This is a genomic window from Micromonospora sp. 050-3 (assembly GCF_046549335.1).
Taxonomy (GTDB): domain Bacteria; phylum Actinomycetota; class Actinomycetes; order Mycobacteriales; family Micromonosporaceae; genus Micromonospora; species Micromonospora trifolii.
The window spans coordinates 2652805-2670681 of the sequence record NZ_JAJPVX010000001.1; the positions used below are offsets into that span (position 1 = coordinate 2652805).

The 17877-nt window shown below is 72.9% G+C and carries 15 protein-coding genes; 7 read left to right on the forward strand and 8 right to left on the reverse strand.

The window, feature by feature from the left end; genetic code table 11:
• Window positions 1-26 precede the first annotated feature (26 nt).
• Genes ACLJOK_RS12125 through ACLJOK_RS12135 form a run of 3 tightly spaced genes read right to left on the reverse strand, consistent with a single transcriptional unit; the run spans window position 27 to window position 3968 of the window.
• Window positions 27-1835: an ABC transporter ATP-binding protein gene (locus ACLJOK_RS12125; RefSeq protein WP_410818364.1), complete on the reverse strand. Its 1809-nt coding sequence runs from the start codon at window positions 1833-1835 to the stop codon at window positions 27-29.
• Window positions 1836-1876: 41 nt separating this feature from the next.
• Window positions 1877-2965, reverse strand: coding sequence for a zinc-dependent alcohol dehydrogenase (locus ACLJOK_RS12130; protein ID WP_410818366.1), 1089 nt, complete (start codon window positions 2963-2965; stop codon window positions 1877-1879).
• Entirely contained in the window at window positions 2958-3968 is a 1011-nt protein-coding gene (locus ACLJOK_RS12135; protein WP_410818368.1) for a Gfo/Idh/MocA family protein, read from the reverse strand. Before ACLJOK_RS12135 ends, ACLJOK_RS12130 begins: the two co-directional genes overlap by 8 nt.
• 226 nt (window positions 3969-4194) lie before the next feature.
• Here ACLJOK_RS12135 and ACLJOK_RS12140 point away from each other — a divergent pair, with 226 nt between their 5' ends.
• From ACLJOK_RS12140 to ctaD, 5 genes are all read left to right on the forward strand, one after another.
• Window positions 4195-5178 (forward strand): glucosyl-3-phosphoglycerate synthase, encoded by a 984-nt coding sequence (locus tag ACLJOK_RS12140; protein WP_410819333.1) that lies wholly within the window; start codon window positions 4195-4197, stop codon window positions 5176-5178.
• A 23-nt stretch (window positions 5179-5201) separates the two neighbouring features.
• Window positions 5202-6341 (forward strand): glycosyltransferase, encoded by a 1140-nt coding sequence (locus ACLJOK_RS12145; RefSeq protein WP_410819334.1) that lies wholly within the window; start codon window positions 5202-5204, stop codon window positions 6339-6341.
• Between the two features lie 84 nt (window positions 6342-6425).
• On the forward strand, window positions 6426-6884 hold the full coding sequence (locus ACLJOK_RS12150; protein ID WP_410818370.1) for a DUF4383 domain-containing protein: 459 nt from the start codon (window positions 6426-6428) through the stop codon (window positions 6882-6884).
• Between the two features lie 146 nt (window positions 6885-7030).
• On the forward strand, window positions 7031-7759 hold the full coding sequence (locus ACLJOK_RS12155) for an ATP-binding protein (protein WP_410818372.1): 729 nt from the start codon (window positions 7031-7033) through the stop codon (window positions 7757-7759).
• A gap of 125 nt (window positions 7760-7884) precedes the next feature.
• On the forward strand, window positions 7885-9876 hold the full coding sequence (gene ctaD / locus ACLJOK_RS12160) for a cytochrome c oxidase subunit I (protein WP_410818373.1): 1992 nt from the start codon (window positions 7885-7887) through the stop codon (window positions 9874-9876).
• 64 nt (window positions 9877-9940) lie between these two features.
• Here ctaD and ACLJOK_RS12165 read toward each other — a convergent pair whose 3' ends face one another.
• Together ACLJOK_RS12165 and ACLJOK_RS12170 are read right to left on the reverse strand one after the other, a co-directional pair.
• Entirely contained in the window at window positions 9941-11083 is a 1143-nt protein-coding gene (locus ACLJOK_RS12165) for a SigB/SigF/SigG family RNA polymerase sigma factor (protein WP_410818375.1), read from the reverse strand.
• Window positions 11084-11305: 222 nt separating this feature from the next.
• Window positions 11306-12748 (reverse strand): hypothetical protein, encoded by a 1443-nt coding sequence (locus tag ACLJOK_RS12170; protein WP_410818377.1) that lies wholly within the window; start codon window positions 12746-12748, stop codon window positions 11306-11308.
• A 145-nt stretch (window positions 12749-12893) separates the two neighbouring features.
• On the opposite strand from ACLJOK_RS12170, the gene ACLJOK_RS12175 reads away from it, so the two are divergent.
• Window positions 12894-13124, forward strand: coding sequence for a CDGSH iron-sulfur domain-containing protein (locus ACLJOK_RS12175; protein ID WP_112587484.1), 231 nt, complete (start codon window positions 12894-12896; stop codon window positions 13122-13124).
• A 40-nt stretch (window positions 13125-13164) separates the two neighbouring features.
• On the opposite strand, the gene ACLJOK_RS12180 is transcribed toward ACLJOK_RS12175, so the two are convergent.
• Genes ACLJOK_RS12180 through ACLJOK_RS12190 form a run of 3 tightly spaced genes read right to left on the reverse strand, consistent with a single transcriptional unit; the run spans window position 13165 to window position 17174 of the window.
• Window positions 13165-14253 carry an iron-containing redox enzyme family protein gene (locus ACLJOK_RS12180; RefSeq protein ID WP_410818379.1) on the reverse strand — a complete coding sequence of 363 codons (1089 nt, stop codon included), beginning with the start codon at window positions 14251-14253 and terminating at the stop codon, window positions 13165-13167.
• Between the two features lie 49 nt (window positions 14254-14302).
• Window positions 14303-16057, reverse strand: coding sequence for a thiamine pyrophosphate-binding protein (locus ACLJOK_RS12185; RefSeq protein ID WP_410818381.1), 1755 nt, complete (start codon window positions 16055-16057; stop codon window positions 14303-14305).
• Window positions 16050-17174, reverse strand: coding sequence for a Vms1/Ankzf1 family peptidyl-tRNA hydrolase (locus tag ACLJOK_RS12190; RefSeq protein ID WP_354946292.1), 1125 nt, complete (start codon window positions 17172-17174; stop codon window positions 16050-16052). Before ACLJOK_RS12190 ends, ACLJOK_RS12185 begins: the two co-directional genes overlap by 8 nt.
• A 142-nt stretch (window positions 17175-17316) precedes the next feature.
• On the opposite strand from ACLJOK_RS12190, the gene ACLJOK_RS12195 reads away from it, so the two are divergent.
• Entirely contained in the window at window positions 17317-17865 is a 549-nt protein-coding gene (locus ACLJOK_RS12195) for a hypothetical protein (protein WP_410819336.1), read from the forward strand.
• The last annotated feature ends 12 nt before the right edge of the window (window positions 17866-17877 follow it).

A 17877-nucleotide genomic window follows, 5' to 3' on the forward strand; every position in this document is an offset into this window, starting at 1 on the left:
GGCAAGTCGGCCTTCCTGGGGCGCAGTCAGCCGACCAGCAGCTGATGGCTGGCGAGTTCCCGGTACAGCGGGTCGGTGGCGGTCAGTTCGGCGTGGGTGCCCACGGCCACCACCCGGCCGCCGTCGAGGACGACGATCTGGTCGGCGTCGACCACTGTCGCGAGCCGGTGCGCCACGATCAACAGGGTCCGGCGGACGGCCACGGCGTCGATGGCGCGGCGCAGTGCGACCTCGTTGCGGGAGTCGAGGTTGCTGGTCGGCTCGTCGAGCAGCAGCACCGGCGGGCCGGCGAGCAGCGCGCGGGCGATGGCCAGCCGCTGTCGCTCACCTCCGGAGAGCAGCACGCCGCCCTCCCCCACCTGTACGTCGAGGCCCAGCGGGGTGCGCTGCGCCAGGTGGCCCAGGTTGACCTCGTCCAGGACGTCGCGCAAGCGGTCGTCGGTGGCGTCCGGGGTGGTGATCAGCAGGTTCTCCCGCAGCGTGCCGGCCAGCACGGGGGCCTCCTGCTCGACGTAGCCGAGCCGGGCCCGCAGCGCGTCGCGGGGCAGGTCCCGTATGTCGGTGCCGTCGAGTCGGACCGCGCCGGCGCTCACCTCGTAGAAGCGCTCGACCAGGGCCAGCAGTGTGGACTTGCCGGCGCCGGACGGGCCGACCAGGGCGGTCCGGGTGCCGGCGGAAACCGCGAAGCTGACCTCGTGCAGCACCGGTTCGCCACCCGGGTAGCCGAAGCCCACCCGGTCGAACTCGATCATCGGGGTCGACCGGCGCGGGGTCGCCGTCGCGACGGCCGGCGCCGGGCGGTCGTCCGCGCCCTCGGCGGGCACGGCCAGGATCTCCTCGATCCGCTGGAGAGCGCCCAGGCCCGACTGCAACTGGGTGTACGCCCGCAGCACCTGACCCAGCGGCAGCGCCAGCAGGAACAGGTACATGACGAACGCGACAAGGTCGCCGACGGAGATCGCCCCGGCGGCGACCCGCGCCCCGCCGATGCCGAGCACCAGCAGGAACGCGCCCTGCACGGTGACCGAGCCGATCGGGCCGACCAACGCCTGCACCCGGGCCACCCGCAGCCCCGCCTCGTACGCCTCCCGGGCGCTGCCGGTGACGGCGTCCGTCTCCCGGGTCTCCGCGCGGCTGGCCCGGATGGTCCGGGCCGCCGAGATGGCCCGCTCCACCGCCGAGGTCATCTCGCCGATCCGCTCCTGGGCGACCCGGGCCAGCGCCCGGACCCGGCGGGCGAAGGTGGCGGCGAAGACCAGCCCCAGCGCCACCCCGAGCAGGGTGACGCCGAACAGCAGCGGATCGAGCAGCACCATGGCCGTGCCGGCGCCGACCACCGTCACCGCCCCGGTGACCGTCTCGAAGAGCCCGGAGGTGACTACCGCCCGCAGCAGTGTGGTGTCCGAGCCGACCCGGGAGAGCAGGTCGCCGGTACGTCGGCGGTCGTACTCGGCGATGGGCAGCCGCAGCAGGTGACCGGCGAGCCGGCGCCGGGTGCCCAGCACCACTCCCTCGGCGGTGCGTTGCAGCAGGTAGTCGCGCAGCCCGCCGATCGCCGCCCCGAGCACCACGAGGGCCACCAGCACCGCCACCAGCCGGGACACCCCCTGCTCGGCGCCGATCCGCTCGAGCACCGACCGGGTGAGCAGCGGCTGCGCGAGCGACGCCGCCGAGCCGATCAGCGACAGCGCCCCTACCACAACCAGGGTGCCGCGGTGCTCCCGCAGGTACGGCAGCAACGCGGCCAGGCCGACCGACCGGCCCGTCGGGCTGCCGTCGACCGGCCGGTCGGTCGAGGTGTCGCCGGGAACCGGCCGGTCCTGCACGGTGCTCATGTCGCGAACGGTAGTCGGCCCCGGCACGCGGCGAAGGCGGGTCAGGCGGCGAGCACCACCTGAAGCTCCTGGCGGCGACGGTCGGCCAGGTCGGTGAGGAGGGCGGGCGCCTCGTCGAACGGCACCACCGCCGAGACGAGGTGCTTACGGATCGCGTCGCCGTACGTCCTGAGCAGGTCGACGGTCTCGGCGGAGAGCCGTTCGCGGTCCCAGGTGGGCGCGAGCCCGCGTGGCACCCGGCCGATCTGGGCGCAGCGCAGCGACAGACCGTTGTGGTGGAACTCCTCACCGAGGCGGACCTCGTCCGCGCCGCCCTGGTAGAAGGCGAGGTCGATGACGGTGCCCTGGGGCCGCAGCAGCCGCAGGGCGAGGTGCAGCGCCCACGCCTGCCCCCGACACTGGAACACCACGTCGGCGCCCCGGTCGCCGGCGGTGTGCGCCCAGCGGGTCTTGAGCACCACCGCCGGGTCGTCCGCGTCGGGGTCGAGGGTTTCCAGACCGAGCGCCTCGGCGACCTGGCGGCGTTGCGGGGTGGGGTCGAGCACCACCACCGACGCGGCGCCGTTGCGACGGGCGAACAACGCCGTCAGCAGCGCCACGACACCGGCGCCGACGACGGCCACCCGTCGGCCGCGCACCCCGTCGCCGAGCGCCCGGACGTCGGTGCCGTGCAGGTCGGCGGCGGCGTGCAGCAGACCGTTGGCGCAGATCGGGCCCATGTGCGCGACGTAGACGCCGAGAAGCGGGTCCAGGTCGTCGGGCAGCGCCACGAACCGTTCGGCGACGGGGTCGGCCAGCCAGCCGGTGCGGTGCCCGTACGTCATCGCGCCGACAGTGCCCACCTCGATGGCCGGGGTCTCGCTCTCCACCACCCGGCCCACCTGCATGTAGCCGAGTCGGGTGACCGGGTAGGGCGTGCTGGCCGCGCCCGGCTGGAACAGGCCCAGGTCGGCGTTCCAGGTGACGTTCAGGTAGGGGTTCGTGCCCTTGACGTAGCTCAGCTCGGTGCCGGCGGACACACCGCTGAACAGCGTCTCGACCCGGAACGTGCCGGGGCGCAGCGGGGCGGCGTCCTGCTCGACCAGGTCGACCCGGCCGGGGCCGGTGACCACCACGACCTTGTCACGCATCGACGGTCACCCCGGTGGCGAGCACCGCCGGGGCGGTCGCGCTGGCGAGCCGCACTGTGGTGCCGGTACGGGCCGAGTCGGCCACCGCGAGGGCCAGGCGCTGGGTCGCGAGGGCCTCGGCGTACGGGACGCGCACGTCGTCGCCGATGCCGCGGACGGCGTCGACGAAGGCGCGGTCCACCGCCACCCGGGCGGCTTCCGGGTCGGCCGGGACGTGTCGTTCGCCGTCGGCGTCGCGGATCGACAGCCCCTCCTCGGTGATGGCGAGGGCCAGCCCGTCGGCGAGGATCTCCAGGCCGGCGCGGTGCTTCCAGCCGAGGACGCAGGCGGCGCTGAGCGTGCCGACCGCGCCGTCGGCGAAGCGCAGCGCGGCGGTGGTCACCGAGTCGATGTCGGCGCCGTCGACCGGCGGTGGGGTGCCGTTGCCGTACGCGGTGACCTCGGTCACCTCGCCGGCCAGCACGCGGATCAGGTCGAGCACGTGGGCGGCCTGCTCGACCACCGGCCCGCCGGAGCGGTCCCGCCGCGACCACCACGCCACCGGGGGCACCTTGTCCAGCCAGGCGCCGCTGACCATCCGCACCGGACGGTCGGCGAGCAGGTCGCGGGCCTGGTCGAGCACGCTCAGGTAGCGCCAGTGGTGGCCGACGGCGGTGCGCAGCCCACGCCGCACGACCAGGTCGGCGATCCGCTCGGCGGTGTTCAGGTCGACAGCGACCGGCTTCTCCACGAACATCGGCACCCCGGCCTCGATCACCGCCTCCTCGGCGGGACCGTGCGCGAACGGTGGCACACAGACGTACACGGCGTCCAGATCGGCGGCGAGCAGCTCGGCGACGTCGGCGCAGGCCCGCCCGCCGTGCTGTGCGGCCAGCGCGGACGCCGCCTCCGGCGCCACGTCGGTGACCCCGACCAGCTCCACGTCGTCAAAGCCGGCCAGCACCCGGGCGTGACGTTGTGCCACTCCCCCGGCTCCGATCAGACCCACCCGGCATTCCCGCATTCGGCACCCCTTTGAAGACCTTTCATGAGCGATGGGAGCAGTCCCCCGGGGTGTGCGCAATCAAACGTTCATCCCCAGGGAACGCGGAGATGTCACCGTTGTGATCAAGCTGTTGCCGAGAAAGCGGTTAGCGCGTGATGAGGAATGGGAACAACCAATTTCGGTTTTTCCACGCACGAACGGAGGGGTGCCCGTGCGGGATACGACATCGAATGTGTCACCGGTGGTGGAGGCGTGGGCCACGTACCGGACGACAGCTGCGTCGGACTGGCCGACCCGTCGGCTGATGCGTGCCAAGGGTGAGACCCGGGTCAGCGTGGTGCTGCCGGCGCGCAACGAGGAGGCCACCGTCGGCGCGATCGTGTCGACCATCCGGGAACACCTGATGGATCGGGTGGCCCTGGTCGACGAGCTGATCGTTGTGGATTCCCGCTCGACGGACCGGACCGCGCAGGTGGCCCGCGCCGCCGGCGCGGAGGTGGTCAGTCAGGACGCGATGACCAGGGGGCTGCCCCGGCTCACCGGCAAGGGCGACGCGCTCTGGGCCGGGCTGGCCGCCGCCGAGGGAGACGTGGTGGCGTTCATCGACGCCGACCTGCGGGAGTTCCGGCCGCACTTCGTGAGCGGGCTGCTCGGCCCGCTGTTGACCGACCCGTCGGTCGACTTCGTGAAGGGCTTCTACCACCGGCCCCTGGTGGGCACCGCCAGCGTGGAGCAGGACGGCGGCGGCCGGGTGACCGAGTTGATGGCCCGTCCGTTGCTCAACCTCTTCTGGCCGGAGCTGGCCGGCTTCGTGCAGCCGCTCGCCGGCGAGTACGCGGCTCGCCGGGACGTGCTGTCCCAGGTGCCGTTCGTCTCCGGGTACGGAGTGGAGACGGCCATGATGATCGACCTGCTCGACCTGGTCGGCCTGGACGCGCTGGCGCAGGTCGACCTCGGTGAGCGCAAGCACCGCCACCAGGACACCGCCGCCCTGGGCCGGATGTCCGCGCAGATCATGTTGACCGCCTGGTCCCGGCTGCAACGTCGCGGCTGGGCGACCCCCGGTCTGGCGCCGGAGTCGTTGCTGACCCAGTTCCGTCGCGGTGGTTCGGACACTCTGCCGAACCTGGACCGCGAAATCGTGGTCAGCGACGTGTCAATCGAGGAGCGCCCGCCGTTGGCCGAGCTGCGCCACCGGGTGCCCCGCCGACGGGTGGCCGCCGCGTGAGCCCGACGAGCCTCACCGTGCTGATGAACGCCGGCCCGTGGCTGTCGGTGCCACCGCCCGGGTACGGCGGCATCGAGAACGTCATCGCCACGCTGGTGCCGGAGCTGCGGCGACTCGGCGTACGGGTGGTGCTCGCCTCGGTGGGCAGCAGCACCCTGCCGGTGGACGAGCAGATCTCGGTCTTCGCCGACGGGCAGTTCGCCGCGTTGCAGCGGCCGTACAACCAGGTCTGCGGGATCGCCCAGGCGCACCTGGCCGGGGTGGTCCGGGAGCTGCACTCCCGCGACGACATCGACCTGGTGCACGATCACGTCGAGGCGGTCGGTCTGGCGACCCTCGCCGCGATGGGGCCGGCCGGACCGCCGACCCTGCACACCCTGCACTGGGACCTGGCCAAGCACCCCGCTCTCTATGGCAGCCTGGACGGCGGCGACCGGGTCCGGGTCAACGGCGTCTCCGCGTCGCAGCTGGCCCGCGCCCCGCTGGCGCTGCGGGAGCACTCGGTGGGGCACGTGCACCTGTCCACGCCGCTCGCCGTCGACGCCGACCGGCAGCCCCGACCGGAGAAGGGCGAGCACCTGCTCATCCTGGGCCGGATCAACCCGGGCAAGGGCCAGGACGTGGGCGCCCGTCTCGCGCACCGGGTCGGCATTCCGTTGGTGCTGGCCGGGCCCGTGGGCCCGTACCATCGGCCGGCCGACCTGGCCGCGGCCGGCGACGAGGCCCGGCAGAACCCGGACGTGCGGTTCTTCCTCGACGAGGTGGCACCGCACGTCGACGGTGACCTGGTCCGCTGGGTCGGCACCGTGGCCGGCCAGGAGCGCGACGACCTGCTCGCCAGCGCCCGCGCGTCGCTGTTCCCGCTGCGGTGGGAGGAGCCGGGCGGCACTGCGGTCGTCGAGTCGCTCGCCCTGGGCACGCCGGTGGTGGCCACCGCCCGGGGTTGCCTGCCGGAGCTGATCGAGCACGGCCGGACCGGGCTGCTCACCACCGACGAGGAGGAACTGGACGACCTCATCCTCGCCGCCGAGTTGCTCGACCCCGACGAGTGCCGGCGGGTGGCCGCGCAGCGCTTCACGCCCGCGGTGATGGCGCAGCGTTACGTCGAGCTGTACGAGCGGGTCCGGCAGTCGGCGAGCGCGCCGAGGTTGCTGCCGGCCTGACCGACGGCGGGGCCGGCCGGTTTGCCGGTCGCGACAGCGGGTAGCCGACAGCGCTCATGCCCGCCGCGCGACGAGGAGCCGGGAATGGTCGGACCAATGGCGCACTCCCGGGCCCGACCCAACCCGGCCGACGGCAAACCGCCGGTCCGACGCGCGGCGGCCACGGCGGGGGTGTTGTTCCTGCTGGTCGGCGTGCTCGGCTTCGTGCCGGGGATCACCAGCGGCACGGACGCGCTGCGCTTCGCCGGCCACGACTCGGGCGCGTACCTGTTCGGCGTCTTCCAGGTGTCGGTGCTGCACAACCTGGTGCACCTGGCGTACGGGGTGGTGGGTCTGCTGTTGGCCCGGACGGTCACCGGCGCTCGGGCGTTCCTGATCGGCGGCGGCGCGGTCTACCTGGTGCTCTGGCTCTACGGGCTGGCGGTGGACCACGACACCGGGGCGAACGTGCTGCCGGTCAACGACGCCGACGGCTGGCTGCACCTGGGGCTCGGCGTCGGCATGATCGCGCTGGGCGTCCTGACCGGCCGGCCTCGCCGCTGACCGCCGATCCGGCCTGACTGGTCGACCCCGTCCCTGACCTGGGGTTGCGGGACGTGACCTGCCTCGCCCCGCCGTCGGCCCGGTTTGATCGGGAACCGCCTCGGGTAGTTGGCAGATCCCGACCCAGCAGCGAATTGAGGCGCCCGATGTCCAGCCGGATCACCTGCGAGGTGCGCACCACAGCACCGGTGGCGGTCGTTCGGCTCGCCGGCCCGCTGCACCTGGGCACGATGCGCTCGGTGCACCACGCGCTGACCGAGGCGCTGGTCGACCAGCCGGAGGCGCTGGTGGTCGACATGGCCGAGGTGAACGTCGAGGACCGGTTGGCGCTGTCCGTGTTCGCCGCGACCGCCCGCCGGGCCGAGGAGTGGCCGGCAGTGCCGGTGCTGCTCTGCTCCCCGTCGCCGATCGCCGCACGATGGCTGGCCGAGTCGACCACGTGCCGCGTCCTCCCGGTCTCCGCGGACTGCGCGGAGGCGACCCGGTTGGCCGGCACGACGTCCCCGTTGCGGATGCGGGCCCGGCTGGAGCCGGTGGCCGGGGCCTGCCGGCGGGCCCGGGAGCTGGTCACCGACGCGTGCGCGCGGTGGAACCTGCCCGACGCGTCCGGCCCGGCCGCGTTGGTGCTCAGCGAACTGGTCGGCAACGTGGTGCGCCACGCCGGCACGCCGATGCAGGTGACGGTGACCCTGCGCCGGCCGTATCTGCACCTGGCGGTGGTGGACGGCAGCAGCGCCCAGGCCCGGGCGCGCGGGACGGACCTGCACGCCGAGGGTGGGCGAGGGTTGATGCTGGTCCGGGAGCTGACCCAGCGGTGGGGCAGCGTGCCGGCCGGGCAGGGCAAAGCCGTTTGGGCGATGCTGCCGGCAACCTGAGTGTTCGAGGCGCTTGCGCCCGGTACCAGCGTTCTGACCGAAATTACCGCTCTGGCCTGGTTAAGTGGTGCGAGGGTCGGGTAGGCACGCCCGTCCTTTCTGCCGTCACGACGGGGTGAGCAGCCATGCCCAAGCGGGTAACCACGGAACCCGGTCGCGATCGGGGCCCGGCGATCCTGGCACCGGCCCGTTTCGGGGGGTTCCCGGGAGCGGTACGAGCGCCGGTCCCCGGCAACTCCCTGATCAAGTTCCTCGCCACTACCGACCACAAGCAGATCGGCCTGCTGTATCTGCTGACCTCCTTCGGGTTCTTCCTGCTGGCCGGGCTCCAGGCGATGCTGATGCGCGCCGAGCTGGCCCGCCCGGGGATGCAGTTCCTCTCCTCCGAGCAGTACAACCAGCTCTTCACCTCGCACGGCGCGGTGATGCTGCTGCTGTTCGCCACGCCCGGCGCGTTCGGGTTCGCCAACTACATCGTGCCGATCCAGATCGGCGCACCGGACGTGTCGTTCCCCCGCCTCAACGCGCTCGCCTACTGGCTGTACCTCTTCGGCGGCCTCATGGTGGTCGGCGGCTTCCTCGCCCCGGGTGGCTCGGCGGACTTCGGCTGGACGGCGTACAGCCCGCTCAGCAGCGTCGAGAACAGCCCCGGCGTGGGCGCGAACATGTGGGTGCTCGGGCTGGTCGTCTCCGGGCTCGGCACCATCCTCGGCGCGGTCAACCTGATCACCACGATCCTCACCCTGCGCGCGCCCGGCATGACCATGTTCCGGATGCCGATCTTCACCTGGAACATGCTGTTCACCAGCGTGCTGGTGATCCTGGTCTTCCCACTGCTGGCCGCCGCGCTGCTGGCGCTCTCCGCCGACCGGTTGCTCAACGCTCACGTGTACGACGCGGCCACCGGCGGCCCGATGCTCTGGCAGCACCTGTTTTGGTTCTTCGGCCATCCCGAGGTCTACATCATCGCGTTGCCGTTCTTCGGGATCATCACCGAGATCATTCCGGTCTTCTCCCGCAAGCCGCTGTTCGGCTACACCGGGATCGTGCTGGCCACCATCGCCATCACCGTGCTGTCCATGACGGTCTGGGCGCACCACATGTTCGCCACCGGCCAGGTGCTGCTGCCGTTCTTCAGCATCCTGAGCTACCTGATCGCGGTGCCCACAGGTGTGAAGTTCTTCAACTGGATCGGCACCATGTGGAAGGGCCAGCTCACCTTCGAGACGCCGATGCTGTTCGCCATCGGATTCCTGGTCACCTTCCTGCTCGGCGGCCTCACCGGCGTCCTGCTGGCCAGCCCGCCGGTCGACTGGCACACCCACGACAGCTACTTCGTGGTGGCGCACTTCCACTACGTGGTGTTCGGCACCGTGGTCTTCGCCCTCTTCGGCGGCTACTACTTCTGGTGGCCAAAGATGACCGGGCGACTGCTCGACGAGCGGCTCGGCAAGGCGCACTTCTGGACCATGTTCATCGGCTTCCACGGCACCTTCCTGGTGCACCACTGGCTGGGCGCCGAGGGCATGCCCCGCCGGTACGCCGACTACCTGCCCACCGACGGTTTCACCACCCTGAACACGATCTCCAGCATCTTCGCGTTCATCCTCGGCCTGTCCACCCTCTTCTTCATCTACAACGCCTGGAAGTCCTGGCGGTACGGGGCGGTGGTGACTGTGGACGACCCGTGGGGCTTCGGCAACTCCCTCGAATGGGCCACCAGCTGCCCACCGCCGCTGCGCAACTTCGACCGGATGCCCCGGATCCGATCCGAGCGCCCCGCGTTCGACCTGAAGTACGGCCCGCTCGTCGCCGACCTGGGCCGCGACCTGCCGCAGCGCACCACCAAGCCGCCGCAGCAGTTCGCCGAGGAGCTGCGGACGGAGCACCACGTCCCGGAGTCGCCGTCCGCCGAGGGCGCGCACGGCGCCCGCGACGCTGTCGACTACCAGCCGGCGCCGCGCTCCGGCGCCCGGCCGGTGGACGTGCCGGAGCCCGAGGGCGTCCGCCGGCCGAGCTTCGAGCAGTCCGACCCGCCGAAGGACGCCGAGGACGCGCCGAAGCCGCACGAGCGCTGGCGGCACCCGCACAGCGACGGCAACCCCGAAGAGCACTGACCAGGGGTACGCGCAGAAGGGCCGACACCCGGCGGGTGTCGGCCCTTCGTTCGTCAGTGTGCGGTCAGTCCCGGGCCGGCGCCAGGCCGGCGGCGGTGAGCGAACGGCGTACCGCGGGCTGGACCCGGGTCAGCCGCAGCGGCACCCCGGTCCGCTCCGCCGCGTCCCGACCGGCCATCAGCGCGGCGATCCCACCGGCGTCGAAGCCACCCGCGCCGACCAGGTCGACGACCACCTCGCTGGGCTGTCCGGTGACCGCCTCCAGCATGGCCCGGCGCAGCTGGTCCGCGCCGTCGCGGTCGATCTCGCCGCCGACCTCGACCACCACCGAGTCGCCGTCCTGCTTGACCGAGATCCGGGTCTTGCCCGGGTCGGGTTCGGCGGCGCCGTTCTGCCACGGCGGCGGCGCGTCGGCGAGCATCGCCTGGCGCAGCCAGGTGAGCGCCCGCGACAGCAGCCGGGACACGTGCATCTGCGAGATGCCGAACCGGGCGGCGATCTCCGCCTGGGTCTGGTTGCCGTAGAAGCGCATCGCGAGGATCCGTCGCTCACGCCAGGGCAGTCGGTGCAGCAGACCACTCACCGTCACCCGGTCGTCGACCGACTCCAACGCGTTGTCGGACTCGCCGACCAGGTCTCCGAACTCGGCGGAGCTCTCCCCACCCACCGGCGCGTTCAGCGAGGCCGGGCTGTAGCCGGCCGCCGACTCCAGGGCGGCGAGGATCTCCTCCTCCGGGGTCTCCAGCCGGGCCGACAGCTCGGCCACCGACGGGGCCCGGGACAACTCGCTGGTGAGCGCGGCGGTGGCCTGCCCCACCTCGAGGATCAGGTCCCGCAACCGGCGGGGCACGTGTACGCCCCAGGTACGGTCCCGGAAGTGCCGTTTGATCTCGCCCACGATGGTGATCGCGGCGTACGCGGTGAACGAGCCCCGTTCCGGGTCATAGCGGTCGACGGCGTTGACCAGCCCCAGCCGGGCCACCTGCTCCAGGTCCTCCAGCGGCTCCCCCCGCCCCCGGTACCGGCGGGCCAGCCGGCCGGCGAACGGCAGCGCGAATCGCACCAGGTCGTCCCGGGCCTCCCCCCGCCGCTCCGGCGGCAGCCCGGCGATCCGGGCCGCGTACGCCATCGCCGCCGCGTCAAGGTCCTCCAGACCTCGATCGGTGGGTGGTGGTGTGGTCGTGGTCGTGCTCGTCTGTCCGAACATCCGCGCCTCCCTCAGGAAGGTCCCCCGCCCGGATCGGGAAACCGGTCGTGCGCGTGGTCGAGCCACGCACCGGGCCGGAAAGTGGGTCAGTGACTGGGATGCCAGCGGGCGACACCGCCTCTACGCAGCGCAATCAGGCCGTCGCAGCCAGCGATGTTCCCGCTCCGTAGGTACTCAATCACGGGACCCCGGGTTCGCGAGGATGTTTCGGCGTGCTCCGTCTCAGGAGACCAACAACCCCTGGTGGCCGCCGCTGTCGCTGAGCACGGCCAGTGCCTCGGCGACCCCCAGCGGGGGCGGCGTGGGCAGGTCGTACGGCTGAGCGCGCAGCACCTCGGTGGCCCGGCGGGTGGGCACCGAGGTGACCGGGTAGCCCCGGGCGGTGGTGCGGTCCAGCGCCCGACGCCGCCGGCCGAACCCGGCGACGGCCAACCACTGCGGCAGCCCGGCCAGCGCTGGCGAGCGCACCCCGGGCGGCTCGGGCAACACGTCCACCGAGCTGAACGCCTCGCTGCCGGCGAGCCACCACTCGGCCTCGTCGACGCTGCGGCGGGTGGCGTTCTCACACCAGTACGGCACCAGCCCCGCCCGCACCACCTGCCACGGGTCGAGCAGGCGACCGCATTCCACCACCAACCGGTCACCGGTCTTGCCGGCCCGCCGCAGCCACCGCCGGTACAGGTCGGCCACGGCCGCGCTCAGCGCCGCCGGCCGGGGCACCAACACCCGGTGCAGCGGGTGCTGGTGGCGGGTGGACCAGTCCCGCGTGGCCAACTCGAAGCCCGAGTCGACGCCGTGCTCGGCGTACGCCGACGGTACTGACACCTCCGGCGGCTCCCACCGGGTCGCGTCGCCGCCGGCGGAGCGCAGCACCTGCCGCAACGCGTGGCTGTCCGGGTGGAAGTCCACCGGGTCCAGCCCGCTGCCCGGGCAGCCGACCTGGAAGCTGTGCCCCGGTCCGCGCTCCAGCACCGGCCAGGTGCGCGCGTCGTGGACCAGCAGCACGGGGGCACCCGGCACCAGCCGGTCGGCCAGGAACTGCGCGTACGCGGCCGGTAGGGCCCTCCACGCGGCTGTCAGCGACACGGTCGCCCCCGTCAGCGCGCCACGGCTGGCCGGGCAGTGCACCTGGCGCAGGTGCAGGTCGGCGTTGCCGGCGAGCAACCGGGTGGCGAGTGCCGCGCCGTGCTCCGCGGCGTCCGCCGGGCGGTCCACCCCGCCGTCGGACCAGTGCACTGTCATCTCGAAGCCCGCCGGAAGCCACGGCACGCCGAGGGCCACCGCGAGGTGCGCTGCCGCGCCGTGCGGAGAGCCGATCAGCACCCCGGGGTAGCGCCGGCGGGGGTACTGGTCGACGAACCAGCGGGCCACCCGAGCGGCGTCCACCTCGTCGATCTGGGCCACTGTGAGCGCGACCCGGCCGGCGGCGCGGGTGACAGCGGCACGGCGTACCGGCTCGGGGGCGCCGGGGAACCGCGACGTCGGTCCGGTGTGACCGAGGTCGGCGCAGTCGTCTCCGCGCAGTGCCCGGGCGGTGGCGGCGACCAGCACCCGGGCGGAGCTGCCCGCGGCCACGACCCGGTCGCCGGCGAGACCGGCGCCATCGGCCGTGAGCCCCTTGTGCACCTTGTGCACCGGCCCCACCTTGCCTCGTTCGCTCACCACGCGGCCCGGCTTCCCGTCCCGATGGGGTTCAAACGGGGCATCACCCACCCGGCGGCACATTTCGCTGGTCAGCGGGGTGCCCCGGTCATCACCGGCGTTCGGCGGCTCGGGTTTCGCCAGGGCCAGGACGGGCACTTCCGGGGCCATGCGCACCGACGACACCAGCGAGCCCGCCGCCGCCACGATCACCCCGTACGAGGACGGACCGCTGCTGGTCCGCGGCGACTTCGCGTTGGTCACCCCGGACGGTGAGCGCATCGACGCGCGGCGGGGCACTGTGGCGTTGTGCCGGTGCGGCAAGTCGGCGCTCAAGCCGTTCTGCGACGGCACCCACAAGGCGATCAACTTCCGCGCGGGCACCACCCGCGAGGGCTGACCCCACGTCGCCACGCCACGCAGCGAGAGCGCGCCTCGGATCAGACGAGCGCGGGCGGGGCCACTTCGGGTGACGCGACGAGCGAGACCTTCGGCGGCAGGGCCGGCGGGGCGGGTGTCCGCAGCGAACTGCGGCCGGCGGCCCAGCTGTCCAGCAGGTGAGCCGCGAACAACCGGTCCACAGCGAGCCCGGCTGCGGCACCGAAGAGCACGTCGGCGGCGAGGGCCGGCTCGACGCGGACCAGGCCGCCGCACAGGTCGTGGGCGGCGATCTGCTCGTGCACCGCGTCGGCCTCGACGTGCTCGTCGTAGAAACGGGTGGCCACCTCGTCGAAGCCGAGCCGGCGCAGCCCGTTGCCGTAGCGACGGTTCGGCAGCGAGGAGGTCATCTCGAACGCGGCCAGGTGCCCGAGCAGCGCGCCGCGCAGCCGTCGGTGCAGCCCGAACAGCGACATCAGGTTGTTGGTCGCCAACGTCACCGCCGGTGCCACGTCAATGTGGGCGCCGTAGCCGGTGTCCAGGCCCAACCGGTCGAGGGTGCTTCGGAACAGCTCGGCGTGCATGCGGTCCAGCCGCCCGTTGCCGTACTCGTCGGTCTGGATCTCCACGAGCGCGGCCTTGGCCGGGCCACCGAGGCGGGGCAGCGCCCAGCTGTGCGGGTCCGCCTCCCGCAGGTGGTAGACGGAGCGGTGGGTGACGAACTCGCGGAACTGGGTGAGGTCGGCGCGGCGTTGCAGTGTCGCGGCCAGCGACGGCCCGTCGTCGGCCCCGACCAGCTCGGCCAGGCCGGCCGCCACGCCGGCGGCGGGCACCGACGGCGCGCCGACCAGCCGACGCAGCGCCGCCTCGAAGACCCGTTCGCAGCGGGCGCGCAGCGCCAGCAGTGTCGGCTGCCACTCCCACGACTCGTCCACTCCGAGCCAACCCCGGTAGTGCAGCTCGTAGCAGAGGAACAGCGTCAGCTGAAGGTCCTCGTCGGTGATCGGGTCCGCCGGGTCGAGGTCGACGCCGAGATCGGCCGGCAGGTCGCGCGGTGGGCGCCGCAGAGCCTCGACGACCGCTGCGGAGAGCGGACCCCGCGCCGTCGGCAGTGTCGCGGGACCGTAGCGGCGGTCGGCGGGCTCGGACATGGGACCTCCAGCGTCGTCGGGCCGCTACTGATGCCCTGGTCCGGGGTGGCTAAACGAGATCGTCGGCGTTCGCGGTGACCTCCACCTGCTCGCGGACCTTCCGGGCCGGAGCGCCCTCGGCGTACAGGCCGCGCAGGTCGGCGAAGGCGGGCTCCGGCGGCGCCAGCGACACCGCCGGGTCGACGACCGCCTCCAGTACGCAGGGGCGGTCCGCGGCGAGGGCCTCGTCCCAGGCAGCGCCGACCAGCTCCGGGCGGTCCACCCGCACTCCGTGCAGCCCCAGCAGCCGCGCCCACCCGGCGTACGGCACGTCGGGGCGGCGGTGGGTCGGGTCGGACAACGGTCGTCGCCCGCCACCCATGCCGTTCTGGTCCCGGTTGTTGAGCACCAGCACGACCAGCCGCGGGTCACGCCACTGCTGCCAGAGGTGCGAGACGGTGATCAGTTCGGCGAGCCCGTTGAGCTGCATCGCCCCGTCACCGAGCAGCGCGACCACCGGCTGGTCGGGGGCGGCGAGCTTGGCCGCCACGGCGTACGGCAGCGCGCAGCCCATCGAGCCGAGGGTGCCGCACAGCTGCGCGTTGACCCCCGGTGGCAGGGTCAGGTGCCGGGCGTACCAGTAGAGGACCGAGCCGACGTCGACGGCGACCGCGCCGGTGCCGGGCATCCGGGCGGACAACTCCTGAAGGACGAGCTGCGGGTTGACCGGGTCCGCGGCGGCGGCGGCCCGCTCGGCGGCGACCTCCCGCCAGCGGTCCACCGAACTCTCCACAGTGGCGCGCCACTGCTGTTCGGGCCGGCCGCGCAATCGGCTCAGCAGCGCCCGGAGCGTCTCGGCGGCATCGCCGACCAGCGGCACGTCGGCCGGGTACCGGGTGCCGATCCGCCGGCCGTCGATGTCGATCTGCACCGTGCGCGCCTGCTCGGGCATCGGGAAGTAGTCGGTCCACGGGTCGTTGGTGCCGACCATCAGCAGCGTGTCGCAACCACCCATCAGCTCGGCCGCCGCCGGGGTGCCGACCTCGCCGAGCACCCCGGTGTGGAACGGTAGCCGCTCGTCGAGCACCGGCTTGCCGAGCAGCGAGGTGGCCACCCCGGCGCCCAGCCGGTCGGCGATCTCGATGATCTCGGCGGCCGCGTCGCGACCACCCTGGCCCACCAGGATCGCGGTCCGCTGGCCGCCGGTGAGCAGCTGCGCGGCGGCGTCCAGGTCCGCCTCGTGCGGCAGGACCCGGGCCAGCGGTTCGCCGGGGGTCGCCGTGATCACCCCGGCGCCGTACGACTGCAGGTCGGGCACCAGCGCCTCCTGCAACTGTCGCGGCAGCACCACGCACGTCGGGCTGCGGGTGGCCGCCGCCGTCCGGAACGCCTGGTCCAGCAGCGCCCCCACCTCATCGGGGCTGCGGCCGTACCGGACGAACTGGTTGCACACGTCCCCGAAGAGCCGGCTCAGCCCGATCTCCTGGTGCGCGCCGCCGAGTGGCCCGGAGATGTCCTCCCCGACGATGGCCACCACCGGCTTGCTGTCCAGCTTGGCGTCGTAGAGGCCGTTGAGCAGCTGGACGGCGCTGGGCCCCTGGGTGGCGAGGCAGACCCCGATGCCGCCGGTGAACTTGGCGTGCCCGGTGGCCATGAACGAGGCGGTCTCCTCGTGTCGGGCCGGGATGAACGCCGGCTCGCCGCCCGTGCGGTCCAACGCGTCGACCAGTGGAGCGATCGCCTCGCCCGGGTACCCGAAGGCGCGGGGTACCCGCCAGGCCAGCAGCCGCTCCACCACGACGTCCGCGACCGTTCGGTCAACCATTGCCGCGCCCCGGTGTGCTGGGGTCGACGTAACGCAGTACCGCGCCGACGCCGTCGGTCAGGTCGGGCGCCTCGTCGGCGCCGAGCACTGTCAGTGCCGCGTCGGTGCCGACGAGCGCTCGGACCAGCGCCGCGTCGGCGCGTACCCGCTGCGGGTCGGCCACCGACATGGCGGCCAGCTGCCCCGGGTCGACGGCGATCTCGGTGGGTTCGGCGCCGATCCACAACTCACCGTTGGCCGACGGATCATCCACGATGATCATCATGTCCACCTGGTTGCGTTGCAGGGCCGAGACGACCGCGTCGAGGCCGCCGCCCACGTCCTCCTGCACGCCGAACTTGTCCAGCGCGTCGCTGATCCGCTGGTCGGCGATCTCCGCGATGGTCTGCACGGTGAGGTCGTCCAGCATCGTCTGGTCGGCGCCGCCGGCCCGCGACCCGGCATCGGTGCGGACCACCAGGTCCTGCCAGCGCTCCGGCATCTGGGCGGCGATCATTCCGGTGGCCCGGACGTCACCGGCGACCACCACCACGTCCGCGCCGACCCGGTCGGCCAGCTGCACTGTCGCCGCTGTGACGTCGCCGGCGTTCTGGTGCCACGCCTCCATGGCCGCCCGTTGGTAGCGCGACTGGGACCAGCCGCCGGGCTTCGCCCGCCGAAGCGGGTACTCGTCCCGGCCGGCGACGTGCGCTCGCCGGGGCACCCCGCCGGCGCTGACCGCCATCGCGTCGGCGCCGAGCCGGTCGGCGACCACACGCACCCAGGCCACCTGTTCGCCGCGCTGGGCGAGCAGCGGCATCACGTGCGGCAACGGGCCGACGTTGGCCAGGTCCCGCAGTGGCGGCGCGGACAGGTACTCGGACAGCACCACGTGGCCGTGACTGGCGAAGAGCGCCAGGCCGTAGTCCCCGACCATCGGATCGTGACCCCGGACCACCCGGTCCAGCGCGGCGATGTTCGCCTCGTCCGCACCCTGTTCGGCCAGGCTGCGTTCCAGGGCGCGCCAGCGCAGGTCCAACGCGGGTTTGGCGTCCTCCGTGTCCGCGGAGGCGTCCAGATACACCGAGCACCACGGCCCGGGACGGTCGTAGAGCGGGCGCAGGAAGGACAGCTGCATGCTCGACCCCTTTCCAGCTCGGCCCCCCGCTTACCCGGGTCGCCGGGGATGTCACCTCGCGGCCGTGAGCCCGTGACCAGGTTTCATTCACGTCGTTCAACCGAGGACGTCGATACGATCTGTGAACACAAGCGGACTCTCGGTGGTGGAAATGGACAGCGGACTCGATACCCGACGGATCGCGCACCCGACGGAACGGATCGTCACCGGGCGGCTGATCCGCCTGCTCGACGGCTACACCCGTGAGGTACGCATCGGTCAGCCGGTGTTGGTGGCGGTGCTCGCCGCCGCGGCCTTCGCCCGGTTGCCCGCCCTGCTGCTGCGCTCGCTCTTCTCGTTCGGTGGTGGCGGCACCCGCCGTCGCTGGAAGGAGCTGAAGCAGGGCCCGGAATACCTGGTCACCCCGGTGCGGCTACGCAACACCGCCGGCCAGCTCTGCGAGGTGGAGCTGCACGGTCACCTGCCGCAGAGCGCCCTGCACCCGGCCGACCAGGTGCAACTGACCCTGCGCCCGCAACGCGACCCGGAGCTGCCGCCCCGGATCGAGCGGATCGTCAACCTCACCACCGGGCAGTTGCTGACCCCGCGTACGGCGACCCTCTGGTCGCATCTCGGGCCGCCACTGCTGTTGCAGGCGTTCCTGGGCACGCTGCTGCTGGCCGGCATCGCGGCCTGCTCCGCGCTGACCTGACCGGTCCGGCGG